At 37.1% G+C, this 17,535-nt stretch carries 13 protein-coding genes; 6 read left to right on the top strand and 7 right to left on the bottom strand.

What is annotated here, in order from left to right; all coding sequences use genetic code 11:
* Positions 1-62: 62 nt before the first annotated feature.
* From guaA to DRW42_RS20285, 5 genes are all read right to left on the bottom strand, one after another.
* Positions 63-1,592, bottom strand: coding sequence for a glutamine-hydrolyzing GMP synthase (guaA, locus tag DRW42_RS20310; RefSeq protein WP_113950662.1), 1,530 nt, complete (start codon positions 1,590-1,592; stop codon positions 63-65).
* A 155-nt stretch (positions 1,593-1,747) separates the two neighbouring features.
* Entirely contained in the window at positions 1,748-2,146 is a 399-nt protein-coding gene (locus DRW42_RS20305; RefSeq protein WP_113950661.1) for a type II toxin-antitoxin system VapC family toxin, read from the bottom strand.
* Positions 2,143-2,379, bottom strand: coding sequence for a type II toxin-antitoxin system Phd/YefM family antitoxin (locus DRW42_RS20300; protein ID WP_113950660.1), 237 nt, complete (start codon positions 2,377-2,379; stop codon positions 2,143-2,145). The genes DRW42_RS20305 and DRW42_RS20300 overlap by 4 nt, the downstream gene beginning before the upstream one ends.
* Before the next feature lie 461 nt (positions 2,380-2,840).
* A complete protein-coding gene (locus tag DRW42_RS20290; RefSeq protein WP_113950659.1) occupies positions 2,841-3,299 on the bottom strand; it encodes a deoxycytidylate deaminase in 459 nt (152 codons plus the stop codon).
* Between the two features lie 64 nt (positions 3,300-3,363).
* A complete protein-coding gene (locus DRW42_RS20285) occupies positions 3,364-4,800 on the bottom strand; it encodes an MFS transporter (RefSeq protein WP_113950658.1) in 1,437 nt (478 codons plus the stop codon).
* A gap of 288 nt (positions 4,801-5,088) precedes the next feature.
* Between DRW42_RS20285 and DRW42_RS20280 the strand changes: the two genes are divergently transcribed.
* On the top strand, positions 5,089-5,715 hold the full coding sequence (locus DRW42_RS20280; protein WP_113950657.1) for a LysE family translocator: 627 nt from the start codon (positions 5,089-5,091) through the stop codon (positions 5,713-5,715).
* A gap of 565 nt (positions 5,716-6,280) precedes the next feature.
* Here DRW42_RS20280 and DRW42_RS20275 read toward each other — a convergent pair.
* Complete coding sequence (locus DRW42_RS20275; protein WP_113950656.1) at positions 6,281-8,182, bottom strand: amidophosphoribosyltransferase; 1,902 nt, start codon at positions 8,180-8,182, stop codon at positions 6,281-6,283.
* A gap of 192 nt (positions 8,183-8,374) precedes the next feature.
* Between DRW42_RS20275 and DRW42_RS20270 the strand changes: the two genes are divergently transcribed.
* The 5 genes from DRW42_RS20270 to DRW42_RS20250 all read left to right on the top strand — a co-directional run bounded on the left by DRW42_RS20270 (position 8,375) and on the right by DRW42_RS20250 (position 16,126).
* Positions 8,375-8,917, top strand: coding sequence for a hypothetical protein (locus DRW42_RS20270; RefSeq protein WP_113950655.1), 543 nt, complete (start codon positions 8,375-8,377; stop codon positions 8,915-8,917).
* A 349-nt stretch (positions 8,918-9,266) separates the two neighbouring features.
* Positions 9,267-12,050: a TonB-dependent receptor domain-containing protein gene (locus tag DRW42_RS20265; RefSeq protein WP_158544373.1), complete on the top strand. Its 2,784-nt coding sequence runs from the start codon at positions 9,267-9,269 to the stop codon at positions 12,048-12,050.
* Between the two features lie 11 nt (positions 12,051-12,061).
* A complete protein-coding gene (locus tag DRW42_RS20260; RefSeq protein WP_113950653.1) occupies positions 12,062-13,384 on the top strand; it encodes a DUF4876 domain-containing protein in 1,323 nt (440 codons plus the stop codon).
* Positions 13,385-13,426: 42 nt separating this feature from the next.
* Positions 13,427-14,983 (top strand): DUF6850 family outer membrane beta-barrel protein, encoded by a 1,557-nt coding sequence (locus DRW42_RS20255; protein ID WP_113950652.1) that lies wholly within the window; start codon positions 13,427-13,429, stop codon positions 14,981-14,983.
* Positions 14,984-14,986: 3 nt separating this feature from the next.
* Positions 14,987-16,126 (top strand): cytochrome-c peroxidase, encoded by a 1,140-nt coding sequence (locus DRW42_RS20250; protein WP_113950651.1) that lies wholly within the window; start codon positions 14,987-14,989, stop codon positions 16,124-16,126.
* A gap of 502 nt (positions 16,127-16,628) precedes the next feature.
* Here DRW42_RS20250 and murI read toward each other — a convergent pair.
* Positions 16,629-17,447 carry a glutamate racemase gene (gene murI, locus DRW42_RS20245; RefSeq protein ID WP_113950650.1) on the bottom strand — a complete coding sequence of 273 codons (819 nt, stop codon included), beginning with the start codon at positions 17,445-17,447 and terminating at the stop codon, positions 16,629-16,631.
* Positions 17,448-17,535 lie beyond the last annotated feature (88 nt).

The following is a 17,535-nucleotide window of genomic DNA, read 5'->3' as shown; positions in this document are numbered from 1 at the left end:
CATCACATTTATTTTATGCAGTTTGAACTTCAAACTGAAAACACACAACTCCTAACTCAACGTTATTCCCACTCAATAGTTGCAGGCGGTTTAGAGCTAATATCGTATACTACCCTATTAATGCCTTTAACTTTATTGATGATTTCGTTAGAGATTTTAGCCAGTACCGGATAAGGCAAGTGGCACCAATCAGCTGTCATACCATCTAATGATTCAACGGCCCTTAATGCAATTACATTTTCGTATGTACGTTCATCGCCCATTACCCCAACAGACCTTACCGGCAAAAAGATTGCTCCTGCCTGCCATACCTGATCGTATAATCCGGCTTCTTTCAGGTTGTCGATATAAATTTTATCTGCATCCTGTAAGATAGCTACTTTTTCTGCAGTAACCTCACCAATGATACGAATACCTAAACCTGGACCAGGGAAAGGGTGACGGCCCAGAATAAATGATTCTAAACCTAAAGCAGTACCCACTCTCCTTACTTCATCTTTAAACAAAGTTTTAAGCGGCTCTACAACTTTAAGTTTCATAAAATCAGGTAAACCACCAACGTTATGGTGCGATTTAATGGTTGCCGAAGGACCTTTAACCGAAACCGACTCAATAATATCGGGATAGATGGTACCTTGTGCCAGCCATTTTACATCCTGGATCAGATGCGATTCTTCATCAAAAACTTCGATGAACACACGGCCGATAATTTTACGCTTTTGCTCGGGGTCTTCTACCCCAGCCAATTGACTTAAAAATTTATCTTTCGCATCAACACCTTTAATGTTCAATCCGAAATCTTTGTATTGTTCTAAAACACTCTCGTATTCGTTTTTACGCAATAAACCATTATCAACAAATATACAGTGTAGATTGGTTCCGATGGCTTTATGTAAAAGCACCGCAGCAACACTACTATCAACACCTCCTGAAAGCGCTAAAACCACTTTATCATTACCCACGGTAGCCTGAATATCGGCAATGGTGGTTTCTACAAATGCAGAAGAAGTCCAGTCCTGGTTACAGCCACAGATATCAACCAGGAAGTTTTCTAAAAGGATTTTTCCGTCAATACTGTGTGTTACCTCCGGATGGAACTGGATGGCATAGGTATCAGAATCTTTAATGTGGTAAGCGGCTACTTTTACGCTATCGGTACTGGCAATTAATTCAAAATTTTCAGGGATATCGGTAATGGTATCACCATGGCTCATCCAAACCTGAGAACCCAGGTTTATACCTTTGAATAATTTATTCTCCTGGTTAACAAAATTTAGGTTGGCACGGCCATATTCGCGTGTTGACGAAGGCTGAACCGAACCGCCAGAATGCTGGGCAATATATTGCGCACCATAACAAACAGCCAGTAACGGATATTTTAAATGGTATTTCGATAAATCGATCTGAGGCGCATCTTCCTGACGTACAGAATAAGGACTACCCGAAAATATAATACCTTTTACATCAGGTGTAACCTCAGGCAAATTGTTATATGGATATATTTCACAGTAAATATTTAGTTCGCGAACCCTACGGGCGATGAGTTGTGTAAATTGCGAACCAAAATCGACGATAATGATTTTTTCTAGCATCCGCAAAGGTACCAATTAGATATGAGATTTGAGAGTGCAGATTTGAGATTTTTAGGTGGAAAAAAGTTAAGCGCTTAGCGCATGTGATTCGGTGTTTAATTAATCAATTTAACGATAAACGAATGACGAATAAACCAATGGATAATGAACAATAATTACCAAACAACCTTTAAACCTGCCGATTGATATTTATTAATGTCTTCATCTTTGCTGATTAAAGTTATATTTTTTTGAATGGCTTGCCAAATAAGCATTCTATCAAAAGGATCTCTGTGCCAGGTGGCATTTAATTGATGATAATTAGCTACATCATCTGGCAAGAGAGGCAAAAGTTCGTAGCCAGCTTCGATTGCAAGTCCAGGTAAAGCATCCGGAAAGATTCTTAAAATGTCAAGTTTATTCATCGAATGCTTTAAAGAAATTTCCCAAAAACTTATAGTACTTACAAGAATTGTGTTTTTCTTATTCTTTAAGATTTCTAAAGAGACATCCGAAAGTTTAGACGAATACATTAATGACCAAATTAGCACATGGGTATCTAACAGGTAAATCATAGGCCTAAAAATTCTTCTTCTGTAATTTTGAAATTATCTTTGAATATAATTTCAGCTTTCCCATCCAACAGGCCTATTTTACGTTGATTATTGCTTTCTTCTAAATCAGGAACAAAGTAACCAATAACTTCTTTTTTCCTCCCATAAGTTACTGCAATGCCAATACCTGCTTTAACATCTTCAAGTACTTCAGAAAAGTGAGCTTTAAATTCTCCAACCGACATCGTTTTCATAGCTAATAGTTTTATACTCAAAGATAAACAAAACTTGTCAAGTTGTCAAGATAGAATTTTATTGTGATTTAGCCGGAGTCAGGGACTCGAAAGATAGAAGTTGGTTAATCTATTTGTTGACAATTAAACAGTTTTCAATTTGCAGTTTACAGTTATAAATGAACGTTCAAATAACAGCTCCTGAATCAAGTTCAGGAGAACGGATTGAGTGGGAATTACAACTAGCCGATTTAAACAGTTAACCAATTAACCCTATTAACAGTTTTCAATTTGAAGTTTACAATTACCAATAAAAGAATGACCAATGACTAATGACCAATAAACGAATGACCAATTACCAATGGCTAATGACCAATGACTAATTACCAATAAACGAATGACCAATTACCAATTACCAATGACTAATGACCAATTACCAATGACTAATGACCAATAAACGAATGACCAACTACCAATGAACTTTAAGACTCCATCAAAACAACCTCTACCCCGAATTTCCTTAAAAAATCTACACCTTCATCGCTTGCTAAACCTTTGTAGGCTGCATAAGATTTGGAATAATAAACCAATTTAATTCCTGAAGATAAAATTAAGCGGGCGCAGGCAATGCAGGGCGATAGGGTTGTATACAAGGTACAGCCTTCTATCTTCGATCCGTTTTTAGAAGCGTAAAGAATGGCATTTTCCTCTGCATGTAAAGCTAACGAACAACTTCCTTTACTATCACGCGCGCAGCCATGTTCGGGCCATTCCTCATCACAGTTGTGTGTACCAGCAGGCGGCCCGTTATAACCAATTGAAATTATGCGGGTATCTTTTGTTAAAACTGCGCCTACATGGGCACGTACGCAATGCGAACGGGCAGCCAGATCGGTGGCCAGATTCATAAATATAGAATCGAAAGTTGGTTTATCAGTCATGTATAAAATAAAAAAAGCCACAGAGAAACTAATCTCCGTGGCTACAAAAATACTTTATTAAAAATTAATGTCCGCCAGAAAGTTTCTTATCAAAACTAATTCCCTGCGATCTTAAAATTCCACTAACTCTCCAGGCATAAAACGCCAGGTAAGAGAAACAAATAATACCAACTACGTAACTATATTGAATACCCGTAAATTCTGATACCGCACCCTGTGCCCAGCTGATAATACCTCCACCCATAATCATCATGATGAGGAAACTACTACCCTGACTAGTGTGTTTACCTAAACCACTTACAGCTAAAGTAAAGATACAAGGCCATAAGGTACTGCAGAATAAACCAACACTGGTAATGGCATAAACACTGGTCATACCGGTAGTAAACATACCAATTAACAAAGCGGTAATCCCGATGCCCGAAAAGATTAACAACATACGCGCAGGGTTACCTTTACTTGCCATATCAGCAACAATTAGTACTAATATAATGAATCCATATACGTAAAAAGGCGCTAAATCGTGTTTCGCGATGGCATTAACTGCTAAAAAGATACCGAAAGCCAAATAAGGTGCGATAAACCTTAATATCTTTTGCGTGCTTACGTTATCGGTAAATGCTTCAACAGCACCTGTCCATCTACCGATCATCATACTTGCCCAGTATAAAGAAATGTATGGAGCGATATCTTTAATTGCAAAACCAAGATCTTTTTCCATATAAGCAGGCAAATTACTTGCAGTTGATACCTCAACACCTACATAAACAAAAATGGCAATCATACCCAGCACCAATTGCGGGTATTTTAATGCCGAACCTTTTACTGATTTAGCATCTTCGGTCGAAGCTTCAACCAAAGCTGGCCTATCAGGTAATGAAGATAATTTTAAGAAAATAGCAACAGCAATAAAGGCTACACCTAAAATTAAGTAAGGAATTTTAACACTTTCAACACTGATATCGGTAGTTGCGTTTGCTGCAGAACCAAAAATGGCAAAACTTACAATTAACGGACCGATTGTAGTACCAAAGTTATTGATACCACCTGCCAGAGTTAAACGTTGTGAACCCGTTGTAATAGGCCCTAAGGCAATGGCCAGTGGATTGGCCACTGTTTGTTGTAAAGAGAAACCCAATGCCACAATAAACAAACCCGAAAGCATTAAAGGGAACGAGTGAAGATTCGCAGCGGGATAAAACAACAGGGTTCCTAGCGCAGAAATAACCAAACCCAATGCCAACGAATTTTTATAGCCCAGTTTGTTAACAATATCCTGTCCTATTATAACAGATATACCATTATAAATTAAAGCGCCCACAGTATAGGCAATATAAAAAGCTAATGAAACCAACTGACTCTCGGCTTGGGATAAATCAAAAGCTTTTTTAAATACCGGTATTAAAATATCATTGCTGGCGGCCACAAAGCCCCAGAAAAAGAATACCGTAACCAAAGGAATAAACTGCCCCCACTTGGTTTGTGTTTGTTCTGAACTCATTTTTTAAATTTAGTTTTAGTGGCTCTAAACATAAATAAAAAAAACAATAAACAATACATAGTAACAAAATTAGTGTACGTTGAACACTAAGCTTTAAAACAACCAACTTAGTAAAGTGTTAAACCTTAGCTGGTCTGTTTTTTTAATACTTTATTCAGAACGGATATAAATTTTTAAATTAAAAAATGTTGCGCATCCTTTTTTCGTTTACATATAAAATAGATGTCAATAATGTTGGTTGTTTAAACTATAAAATTGCATATTCGCAAATCGTAAAAACAAAAACGCATGTTTGAAGCCATTTTATTAGGTATAGGTGCAGGGATTATTTCGTCGTTTTTAACCGGACCGGTATTTTTTGCCATGATTAAAACCAGCATAGAAAGAGGCTTCAAAGCTGGGTTTTCTTTAGCCATTGGTGTAATTATAAGCGATGTAATCTTAATAGGACTGGTTCTTTTTGGCAGCCAGTTTTTTGATTACAAAGCAGAATTTGATAAATATGTGGGCTCTATAGGGGGCCTATTTTTATTAGCAGTGGGAATATATTACCTGGTTTCTAAAATAACGGTACATTACGATAGTACCACTTTACAAAAAGTAAGCAAACGGGGTTATGTATTAAAGGGTTTTTTAATGTGTATCCTCACCCCTTCTACCCTCATGTTCTGGATTATTGTAAGCGGAATTATATCGGTTAAGCTCAACAATATGCTTAACGAAAAATTAGTCTGCTTTTTCATCGCAATGGTTACCCAGTTAAGTATCGATGGTGCAAAAAGTTTCTATTCCAGCAAACTCCGCTATAAAATTAAAGAAGACGCATTAAAGAAACTGAATAAAATTGCTGGCGTAGTCATCATCTTTTTCGCCTTTTGGCTGATCGTGAAAACTTATCTGAAATTTTACGCGTAAGATTTTATTTCCGAAGTATTTTAGCCGCGGAAACATGAAATGCACAAAGATATTTTATTGATTTTTTTTCTTTTATGGAAAAGCAGGTATACTGCTACTGTTATTGTTAGTCCTGCCAATGCTGCAAGTCCTCGGCAAACGAAGGATTTGCCTCCGGGCTTTCCGCGAATGTCAGGTTTAGATGGGCAAGAGCATCAAAAAAAATGAACGGAAACTAACTCACTACACATAAAAATCTGCGTTTCAATCTGCTCATCTGCGGGAACTAAAAAAAATTGACATTAAACATTATGCTAGTGTTTCGTGAGGACACGAACCATGGAATAGGACTATATATAAAATCTGCGTTTCAATCTGCTAATCTGCGGGAACAAAATTAGAATTGTTACTTCGGACTCATGTTGGTGTTTCGTGAGGACACGAACCACGGGGGGCATTAACAAAAGATCCATGGTCACTATAAAGACCCTTCTTTGTGTATTCGTGCCTTCGTGGTCAAAAACCAGCGCAAAAAAATAGCCCATATAAAAATATGAGCTATCTTGTATTTAAAATATTTTAGCGATTAATAAGCCCTTTGGTTATTTCCTTCTTTCCAGTTAACAAAAGCTTTGTTTACCACTTTATTACCGCCCGGGGTTGGGTAATTTCCTGAGAAATACCAGTCACCTTTGTTTTTCGGACAAGCTTCATGCAAATTCTCCAAGCTTTGATAAATTACTTCAACCTCTGCAACAGTACCTTTTGGGGTAATAATCTGTGCAATTTTGGCCGAAATTTCTTCTGGTGTAAAAGGTTTATAAATTTCCTTAACGTGGTTTACAATTTCCTCTTTCGGTAAAAGTAACGAAGCTTTACACTTGCTGTAAACATCTTCAATTACCTGCCACATGCCACGTTCTGTAAGCAATTGTATCGCCGCATCGAAAGCCACAAACTGTCCCATTCTGCTCATATCAATACCATAACAATCAGGGTAACGGATCTGAGGTGCAGAAGAAACGATAATGATTTTTTTAGGATGCAATCGATCTACAATTTTAATGATACTCTGCTTTAAAGTTGTACCACGAACAATTGAGTCATCCAATGCAACCAAAGTATCCTGGTGGTTGTTGATAATACCGTAAGTGGTATCATAAACGTGTGCCACCATCTCACTCCTATCGGCATCCTGGGTAATAAATGTTCTTAGCTTTACATCTTTTACCGCAAGCTTTTCTACCCTTGGTGCAAGCGATAACAGTTCATCTAACTGTTGATCAGTTAACTGTTCTTTTCTATGTAAAAGTGTTTCTTTCTGGTGGTTACGTACGTAACGCTGTACGCCATCAACCATCCCGAAAAATGCAACTTCAGCAGTATTTGGGATAAACGAAAATACGGTATTTTTAAGATCGTAATTAACCGCTTTCAAAATTTTATCGCTCAATAAACGGCCAAGCTGTTTACGTTCACGGTAAATCTCTACATCACTTCCTTTTGAGAAATAGATGCGTTCGAATGAGCAAGATAATCTCTCGGTAGGTTCGCGGAACTGCTCCATGCTTACCTCTCCGTTTTTCTTGATAATTAAAGCATGACCCGGATCGATCTCTTTAACATCTTTAAACTGGATATTAAATGCAGTTTGTAAAGCTGGTCTTTCAGAAGCAGCTACCACAATCTCATCATCATAATAATAATAAGCCGGACGAATACCAGCCGGATCGCGCATAATAAACGAATCGCCGTTACCTACCATACCACAGATCGAGTAACCTCCATCCCAGGTTTTGGCCGAGCGGCGCAGAATGTTCGCGATATCCAGGTTATCAGATATTTTGTGCGTAATTGCAACGTTATCGTGTCCTTCTTTTTTATACTGATCGAAAAGCTCCTGGTTCTCATCATCCAAAAAGTGGCCAATTTTTTCCAGTACCGTTACAGTATCAGCTTTTTCTTTAGGATGCTGGCCCAGCTCATATAATTGCTCCAATAACTCATCAACATTCGTCATGTTAAAGTTACCGGCAATCACCAGGTTACGGGTCATCCAGTTGTTTTGCCTTAAAAAAGGATGGCAATTTTCGATGCTGTTTTTACCATGTGTACCATAACGCAAATGGCCCATTAACACCTCGCCGATAAAGCTTACGTTGTTTTTGAGCCATTCTGTATCCTGCATTAATTCAGGTGTGTTTTCCTGGATATCAACAAATTTGTTTTGTACATATTCGAAGATATCCGCTACCGCATTTGATGCCATGCTCCGGTATCGGCTGATGTACCTACTGCCCGGTTTCATATCCAGCTTAATGGTGGCAATACCTGCGCCATCCTGGCCCCGGTTATGCTGTTTTTCCATTAAAAGGTATAATTTGTTAAGGCCGTAAAGTGCTGTACCGTACTTTTGCTGGTAGTAAGAAAGTGGTTTTAACAGGCGAATAAAAGCGATTCCGCATTCGTGTTTTATCTGATCACTCATTGTGTGGATTTGAAGCCGCAAAGTTATCCTTTTAAACCATTAGAACCTAAACAAAAGTGTTTTCTTTTGTCACAACGAGGTTAATTTGAAAATCATACAGTTTAAGTGTTTATTTAGAATTATTCAAAATAACTTGCAGATAACTACTATAATAGTTATTATTGTCATTCAGATATTAATTTATAAAAAACTATGAAAAGAAACTCTATTATTTTATTATTGATTTGCGTAATAACGTTTACTATTAGCTGCAAGAAGAATTCTTTCAATGAAGAAACTCAAGTTGAATCCTTATCTCGACGAGGCTTTAAACTTCAAAGTAAAGGAAAATTCTTTAATGAATACAAAAAGGGAGATAGTGTAACTTTATTAAAAAGAGGCACTGAGAATACTATATTATCTCAATCATTTCACAATTATACCGAGTATTTTATAGACGCTAATAGTTGTATAATGTCAGGCCTAATGGCTCAAGCATCAAGCGACTATGTTGATGATTTAGGGCATGCTTCGCAAATGGATGATTTAGCCATAAAATTAAATTTACCAGGTATAGTAAATGTTACTTATAAGGGCGATTCTGCGCATCAAAATGCACAAACGGGCTATTTTAGTTTTGTCAATACCAACATTAAGTTTTATTGGGATGATTCTCCCGAAGCAGTTTTTTCGCAATGGTCTCTTAAAGAAGCTGCCGATGCATCACCTGAGGAAGCTTTTAAGAGAGTTTTTTAATAACTACAAAAATAATAATGGGCTGTTTCTCTTTGAAACTAGCCCTCCATTATTTCATTTTTTACCAGAGTAGAAATATTAATAATAAAAATACACTCTTTTGCTTCTAAGCTTGTTTTAAATTATATCAGCGACTACATTTATATAGCAAATCCTATTGTATAATAGTCTTTAAGAATTCCCGATTTCCTTATTATTTAATTAATTAACCCACAATTGTAAGAATTAGGCTACAAATGTTAAATTATCTAGAATTAGTCTAAATAATTTTGTTAAAAACCGTTAAAATCCCATCTTTGCAGAATCATTAGAATCAGTCTAATTAAGAATACAGAATTTGGGAAAGTTTTTGAAATTTTTAATCGTTTTTATTATCTGCGGATATACTTCGAGTGTATTTGCGCAAAATGTTGTTTTAAGGGGGAAGGTTGTTGACCATGAATTGCACCCTGTTTCTTCCGCTAACATTAAAATCGTTGAAACAAATCAGTTTGGAGTTACAGATAAAGATGGAAAATTTAACATCACTCTGTATAATATTGCCAATGTTAGTTTAACATTCGAATTCACGTTTATTGGTTATCAAAAACTTGTAAAGGTTGTAGAAATCAAAGGAAATATAATTGAACTGGGAAATATCACCCTAAAAGATTTAAACCTGGGCTTGGAAACGATTGATATTAATGCAAAACGTGATTATCAAGGCTCATCAAATTCTTCGTTAATAATCAGTAGGGATATTATTGAGCAGATTCCCGCTTTAAGCTTGAATGATCTACTCAACCAGATTCCGAACAGAAAGGTTAGCGCACCAAGTTTACAAAGTGTTCAAAATTTAACATTAAGATCAGCCTTTTCGCCAGTTTCACCTGGATTTTCTAATATTTATGAGCAAAATAATGCTTTTGGTGTAGCCATTATTGTAGATGGCAATGCCATCTCAAACAATATGAATATGCAAACCTTCAATCCTGGTCTCCGGGGCTCGAATGATATCAGCACAACAATCGGTATTGACTCGTATGGATTGAATGGATCACCTACCAACAAATATTCGGGTGATTTTGCGTTTGGTGGAACTGATTTAAGACAGATTCCCGCCGACAATATTGAAAGTATCGAAGTAATTTCGGGTGTTCCTTCAGCCAAATACGGTGATCTGTCCGAGGGTGCAATTATTGTAGAAAGACAAGCGGGTAAATCGCCGGGTTACTTAAGAATGCAGTTAAGGGATAATGCCACCTCTTATGGCTTTTCTAAAGGATTTGATCTGGGGAAAAAAAATGGCGCACTAAATATTGGGGCCAATTATGTTAACTCATTTGCAGATAACCGTGATAAACTAAAGGCTTATAAACGGATTAATCTTAATATGATGCACACCAATTTTTTTGGAAGCGAAAACAGGTTAAAAAATACTTTCAGTGTTGATTATGGTAGAAATTTAGATGGAATAAAACGTGATGCAGATGATCCGATGGAAAAAATGGTACTGTTTAATAGCTGGAATTTCAGCGTAAACAACAGAACTTCTTACGGGATAAACAGTAAGTTTCTTAAAAACATCAGTCTAAACCTGAGATATGCCACAGGACATCAGGTAAGTTATACGGAAGAATTTTATAATGAACCTTATATCTTGGTTTCTGAAGCTACAACTACAGGCATACACGAAGGAGCTTATGTGAAAGGCATTTATACGGCTCAATCGCTGATTGATGGCAGGCCTTTGAATATTACAGGGAAACTTGATTTTAATGCAGAGTTTAAGTTTGCCAATATCACCCATTTTCTAAGTTACGGAGCCAGCTATAGTTATGGGGCAAATAACGGGCTTGGCCAGGTACTCGATCCCGGTAAACCCAGGGGATTAACCAAAACATCAGGTACCACAAGTTTGTCGCCAAACAGATCAGAGAGATATTACGATTTTAGCACAGCAGTTGCACAGCAGGATGTTGGCCTATATCTGGAAGATGTATTTAAAATGAGTTTATTTAATAAACCTTTAAATGTAAGGGCAGGAATAAGGTACGACTTACAGAATAGCTTTCCCTCTTTCTCACCAAGAATTAATGTTAATTACGAATTAGATAAAGGATTTAGATTTGGTTTCGCCTACGGGATATCCTATAAATCTCCGGGTTTAGGTCAACGCTATCCGGGGCCTACCTACAATGAGGTGCCACTAATTAATGCCTATTCTTCGAATGGCAAGGCTAATGAAAGCATTTATTTAGTTTACGTAAACAGGTATGATCCAACGGCCGAAGGATTAAAATCAGCTAATAGCCAAACCTTTGAGTTTTCGACGCAGATAAAACTGCAAAAATATAACCTTTCATTAAATGCCTTTTATAAAAACTCCAGAAATGGAATTGGTAATAACAGGGTAGATAATGTGCTGGATCTTCCGGTATATACAGCAACCTACAGAACCGATCAGCAACCGTTACTTATTCAAACCGGGACAAAAAGAGCATTAATTACCTTTTACGAATTCGCAAATAATTTAGCCTCAAACAACCAGGGTTTTGATTTAATTTTATCTACGCCCACCTATAAAGCTATTGCTACCTCATTCAACCTCAGTGGAGGATTTTTCAGATCGCAAAGTAAAACAGAAAACTTAACTAGCCAGGGAAATCCTAACCCCTCTGCCACTAATAAAAACGAGGCACTGGTAGCTTTTTACCCGCCATCAAACAGTGTATCTTATACCGGTAACGCTAGGATTTCATCCACAACACATATTCCGAAAATAAGTTTGTTCATACAGGCCATAGCAGAATTTTCATTGGTACAAAAAACAGTTAACTTATCGAGAGCAGGTATTCCAATAGCTTATTACGATCAGAACTATAATTATATCGAGATTAAAAACTTTGATCAAAACAACCCTAACTATGGTTTCTTCTACAAACCTACATCAGAACTACAGGCCAATAACGTACCTGTTATTATCCCAAATTTCCATTTGAGTATTGGTAAGGAAATAAAAAAAAGGCTCAAATTTTCTTTCAATGTTTATAATGTATTTAATTATCAGCCATATTATATAGATTCTGGCCTATCCTATCGATATCCGAACCAATCGCCTACTTTTGGTGCCGAAATTTCTTTAAAACTTTAAAATCAATTATAATGAAACAATTTTTCTACTTTTTATTACTGTTCGGCATTACATTAACTGCCTGTAAAAAAGATAAAACAACTGATATACAACCCGTTGATTTAAATATCAAAGTCTCGTACGATATCCAAACAAGTGGTTACACCTTACCACTTAATAATGTGGTTGTTAAAATCACCAATGTTAATACCGGCTCGGTACAATCAGTAAAAGTCAATGATAAAGGTGAAATAATTTTCACGAACACACCTGCCGGTATTTACGATATTGATGCAAATGTGACTATTGATGCGGCAAATTACTCGCAGATTACAGGTGTACAAACTACATCCCCGGTTACATTCAATGCCAGTGCTAAAAACACACCGATTACAGTTGGCTTTACAGGAAGCATAAATTTAAAATTGGTGGCTGGAAAAACAGCAGACTGGGTAATTAAACAAATTTATTATGCCGGATCAGACACAAAAAATGGAGCACTTTATCGCGATCAGTTTATAGAATTTTACAATAACAGCGATAAAGTATTATACGCAGATAGTTTATGCTTTGCTGATATAACAGGCTTTTTGTCTGGACCAAACAACTACAATTTATTACCTAGTGGCCAGTACGATTGGTCTAAATCTGTAGGCATGCCTTCAAACATAGATGCAAATAATGATTACGTATATTCCAGGGCATTATTTATGATCCCCGGAACAGGGAAACAATATCCTATACAACCAGGTGCCAGCATTGTTATTGCACAAAACGCAATTAATCATAAAGCACCTTTTACAGGGACTGATGGCAAAGCGGTTACGGTAATAGACCCTTCTTTAACCGTTGATTTAAGCGGAGCCAATTTTGAAACTTACTATGGAAATCTTCCAGGAGTAAATCCGTTAAGCTCTGATGTTGACACACAGGTTCCTAATGTTGAGGTAATTCAATATTTTGGAAGGGATATGATATTTGATACAAATGGCAGATACTCATTTGTGTTGTTTAAAGTTGATGGAACTGTAAATCTTAAAACCTTAGCGCAGTATAACTTGCCGACCAAAGCCACCCCTGCTGCTAATGCAACAAAAACCATTCAGATACCGATAAAGTTTGTTTTGGACGCTGTTGAAATCCAACCAAATACGGCAGATGAGCGAATTGCAAAAAAATTCACCCCTGCTTTAGATGCAGGTTTCACCTTTGTTCCTCTTGGTGGCTATAAATCACAATCTGTTATCAGAAAAACAGATAAAACCATTAATGGCCGTATTATATTAAAAGATACTAATAACAGTACAGAAGATTTTGATTATTTGAACATTGCCAATCCAAGAGGATTTAAATAAAATATTGCCTGTAGGAGTAATATCCTACAGGCTCAACTGCTCATGAATAAAAATATTATCCTTTTTCTTTTATTATCACTTTCTTTCAATAGATTATTGGCCCAGCAAGATTCGGTTCAAAAAACAGTTCAGCAAAGACAACTTTTTTTTACAGATTCAGTGTCTTCTGCATTATTTAATTTTTCAAAAAACAGCCCTTTATTTATCAAAGAACTGGTACCACAACGGATAAGCAGAATATCTATTGGTCAACAATTAGAACAGGGAAAATTGGCTAATGCACAAGGAAGTACCAAAACCAACCTCACCTATTTATCTTCGGATGGATCAATAAATTTATCAGGACTGAAATTATATGGTGCTTTTTATTACCATAAAGTTTTCGAAGATAGTACCAGATTTGCACATCAAAGCCGCAACAACACAAGTACGCCATATTATTATGGCTCACCAACCAATAATCATTATGAAAGATCCATTTACAATTTTAATACGCTAGCCACAAAAGACTTTTTGGGCAATAAAATTTCTGCAGGTGTAGGTTTTGATTACCATATAGCAGATCACTTCTCTAATAACGATCCAAGGGGATCTTTAAAAGAATATCAATTAGACTCTAAAATTTCCTTAGGTTATAATTTTACGGAAAAAATCAAAATTGGTGGTGGTTTAAACATTGGTTATGGGAAAGAAGAAGTTAATATCGGTTATAAAAACAGGGCTTATTTTGAGAGCACCGCGTACCCAAGGTATGTTAATTATTTAATTAATGGTTATGGCGAACCCGATTCTAAACTAACCAACAGGAATTACACCAATGGTTTTTTCAGACTGGGATATAATGGTATGGTTAAAATTCTTAATACCAACCTTGGTTCGTTTTACTTCAACATTAATCAGGTTAAAGAAAAACAGGTATATGATTACCGGACATCAAGTGGAATATATGACCTTTCAAAATACGACTTGACTAAGCTTAACCTGGATATATTATGGACTAAAAAGTTGTCTAAAGGCACAATTAGTACTATTGTAAACTTTGTAAACTGGGATGGGGCAGACTTTAACACCAGATTCCTGGCAAAAAATTATGTGTATATAAAAAATGAAATCAACCTAAAAATAGATTACTCCAAACCAGGTAAAAAACATTTATATAATTATACATTCTCACTAAATAATTTTTCGGAAGACCGCTTGGATGGGATTACCGGAAATAAGATAGATTATAATAATATTACTTTTAACGGGAGTTTTGGCTTCCTAAGCCATCTTTCACACTATAAATCGATAGGTATAAATTTCGGTACACATTATATTTTACCATTAAAGGATAATTTCTTTGTTAATAATGTAACAGAGAAGCTATTTACTCAAGAAGTAATTATCTACGATTATCTTTATAATACAAGCCAACGATTTGGCGGTTCGGTTGCTGCAGATTACTCATTTCCCTTTTTCAAATTTATGCAGGCATCTGTTAAACTAAATGTGGTTTATACTGACAAAATGAATATAAAAGCATTAGATAGAAACATAACCTCACTTCCAGGTAACGATCGTTTATTTAGCAATATCAGCCTAAACCTCTATTTTTAACCCATGAATAAAATTTTTGCCTTTCTTGCGCTCGCCCTCACCGGATTAATCCTGTTTTCATTTCAATCTGCAGATATTAACAACGATGATGAACTGAGTATAGATAGCCTGCGCAAAGTTTATTCAAAACCTACCGATCAATGGCCAAAACCAACAGTTGACAAAGATGCGGTTTTTCAGGAACTGGGCGAACTCCCTCCCTCTCCTGTTGATCTTAAAAACGATTCGGTAAAGAATGTGGTGGAACTGGGTAAAATTTTGTTTTTCGATCCACGTTTATCGGGCTCTAACCAGATTTCTTGCTCAAGTTGCCATGCGCCAGATTTACACTGGACAGATGGCCGTCAGGTTTCAGTAGGTCATGATCATTTAACCAATATCCGCAATGCACCATCATTGGAGAATGTTTGGTTTTACAAACGCCTGTTCTGGGATGGCCGTGCAACCAGTTTAGAAGAACAGGCCGGAAGTCCGGTGGCGGCACATAACGAAATGCACCAGGATATGAAAGCCCTGCCTAAAAAACTTGGCAAAATTAAAGGTTATCAGCCTTACTTTACCGCAGCTTTTGGCTCAAAAGAAATTACCAATAAAAGGATTTTCGAAAGTCTGGCCACTTTTCAACGCAGTATAGTAAGCCGCAGAACGCCTTTCGACCGTTTTCTGGCGAAAGATAAAAAAGCGTTGACCGATCAGCAAATTGTAGGACTTCATTTATTCCGCACCAAGGCCCGCTGCATCAATTGCCATAACGGACCGTTATTTACTGATAATGAATTCCATAACGATGGCTTAACTTATTATGCCCGTAAATATGAAGATTTAGGTTTATACAACGTAACCAAGAAACCAGAAGATGTGGGCAAGTTTAAAACGCCTGGACTAAGAAATGTAATGAAAACCGCACCGTGGTTCCACAATGGTTTATTCCCTGATATGGACGGCGTAATGAATATGTACAATGTGGGTATGCCGGTACAACGCGTAAAACCCGAACAGGTAAATGACCCGCTTTTACCTAAAAATGATAAGCTCTTAAAGGGTTTAAAGCTAAGTATTGCGGAGAAAGATGCCGTAGTAGCTTTCTTAGAAGCTTTATCATCTCCAACGGTATTAATCAGGGTGGAGAAATTACCGGAGTAGCTTAGTTCAGAGTGGTGAGTTGGGAGTTTGGAGTTGCTTGACAGGCCATAGTCTCCAGCTCTTACTCTTGAGTTTACAGTCTTTGGTAGGCTAGCTACTTGAATGGAGTAAATGATGTAAAAACTTTCCTTCCATTGGGAGCACAGAATCTATGGTTCATGAAACTTTCCCACTATGCGCAGCGCCAAATCATGAGTTTCGGATGATGTTCGGCGTAGGGCGGGTGGCGGTTAGCGGAGACTTATTGATATCAATAAAACAGTTCAGTTGGCAGTTGGCATTTTGCATTTTGCAGTTTACACTTAACAATTTAGCAATCTAACAACTAACCTCCACAATCAGTTAACCCCCTGAGCGTAGTCGAAGGGTAAACAGTTAACCGATTAACCTTTCTCAATAATAAAACAATCACACAATTTAGCAATCTAACAACTCACCTCCGTGCTCAATTACCCCCCTGAGCCTAGTCGAAGGGTAAACAATTAACCAGTTAACCAACAAACTACATTTTCCCTGATTTCAGTGCTTCGCCAAAAAATATCGATGCATGTTCATCAAAGGCTTTCGGATCGCCACTGGTATAGAATTCTCTTTGTCCATGTTTAGCTAGTTGTTCTTCGATCTCCGGATGCCTTTCCAAATAGTCTACCAAACTATTGGCTACGATCTCACCCTGTGTTAAAACGTTGATATGATCGGGAAATACCTTTTTCAGTTTGGGCATTAACAAAGGGTAGTGCGTACAGGCCAATAACACACAGTCGATTTCATCTGATTGATTCAATAACTGATCGCAATATTCCTTGATGAAGAAATCGGCTCCTGATTGAAGGTGTTCATTGTTCTCAATCAACGGAACCCACATGGGGCAGCTTTGCTGATAAACTTTGATTTCAGGAAAAAATTTATTGATTTCTAACAGGTAAGATTGCGAATTAACCGTACCCCTGGTCCCCATTACACCAACCTGTTTACTTTGAGTATAGCTATCGATTACTTCGGCCGTAGGCCTGATTACACCAAGCACTCTCCTATCAGGATACTTAGCCGGAAGATCTTTCTGCTGGATCGTTCTCAAAGCCTTTGCAGAGGCCGTATTGCAGGCGAGGATAACCAATTGACACCCTTTGGCAAAAAGCCATTCTACACACTCTAAAGTATATTTATAAATGGTATCGAATGAATGATCACCATAGGGCGAACGGGCATTATCTCCTAAATAAATATAATCATAACCGGGCAGTTTATCGACAATAGAACGGAAAACCGTTAAACCGCCATAACCTGAATCGAAAATACCAATGGGAGAAGAGTGTTGCATGCGTGCTGTTGTAAAGTTGGAATGCTGTAAAGTTAGTTGGAATGTTGTGAAGTTGCAATCCCAGTTGGAAGGTTTAGTATTAGTTGAA

It is taken from the genome of Pedobacter miscanthi, assembly GCF_003315595.1.
Classification (GTDB): domain Bacteria; phylum Bacteroidota; class Bacteroidia; order Sphingobacteriales; family Sphingobacteriaceae; genus Pedobacter; species Pedobacter miscanthi.
Note: the sequence above shows the minus strand (reverse complement) of the source record. Positions and strands in the feature narration are given on the sequence as shown.

Coding starts and splice junctions, on each gene's coding strand:
- DRW42_RS20260 (WP_113950653.1), top strand. CDS start 12,062: ATGAAACAATTTTTCTACTTTTTATTACTGTTCGGCATTACATTAACT.
- DRW42_RS20250 (WP_113950651.1), top strand. CDS start 14,987: ATGAATAAAATTTTTGCCTTTCTTGCGCTCGCCCTCACCGGATTAATC.
- DRW42_RS20290 (WP_113950659.1), bottom strand. CDS start 3,299: ATGACTGATAAACCAACTTTCGATTCTATATTTATGAATCTGGCCACC.
- DRW42_RS20285 (WP_113950658.1), bottom strand. CDS start 4,800: ATGAGTTCAGAACAAACACAAACCAAGTGGGGGCAGTTTATTCCTTTG.
- DRW42_RS20300 (WP_113950660.1), bottom strand. CDS start 2,379: ATGAAAACGATGTCGGTTGGAGAATTTAAAGCTCACTTTTCTGAAGTA.
- DRW42_RS20270 (WP_113950655.1), top strand. CDS start 8,375: ATGAAAAGAAACTCTATTATTTTATTATTGATTTGCGTAATAACGTTT.
- guaA (WP_113950662.1), bottom strand. CDS start 1,592: ATGCTAGAAAAAATCATTATCGTCGATTTTGGTTCGCAATTTACACAA.
- DRW42_RS20255 (WP_113950652.1), top strand. CDS start 13,427: ATGAATAAAAATATTATCCTTTTTCTTTTATTATCACTTTCTTTCAAT.
- DRW42_RS20305 (WP_113950661.1), bottom strand. CDS start 2,146: ATGATTTACCTGTTAGATACCCATGTGCTAATTTGGTCATTAATGTAT.
- DRW42_RS20275 (WP_113950656.1), bottom strand. CDS start 8,182: ATGAGTGATCAGATAAAACACGAATGCGGAATCGCTTTTATTCGCCTG.
- murI (WP_113950650.1), bottom strand. CDS start 17,447: ATGCAACACTCTTCTCCCATTGGTATTTTCGATTCAGGTTATGGCGGT.
- DRW42_RS20280 (WP_113950657.1), top strand. CDS start 5,089: ATGTTTGAAGCCATTTTATTAGGTATAGGTGCAGGGATTATTTCGTCG.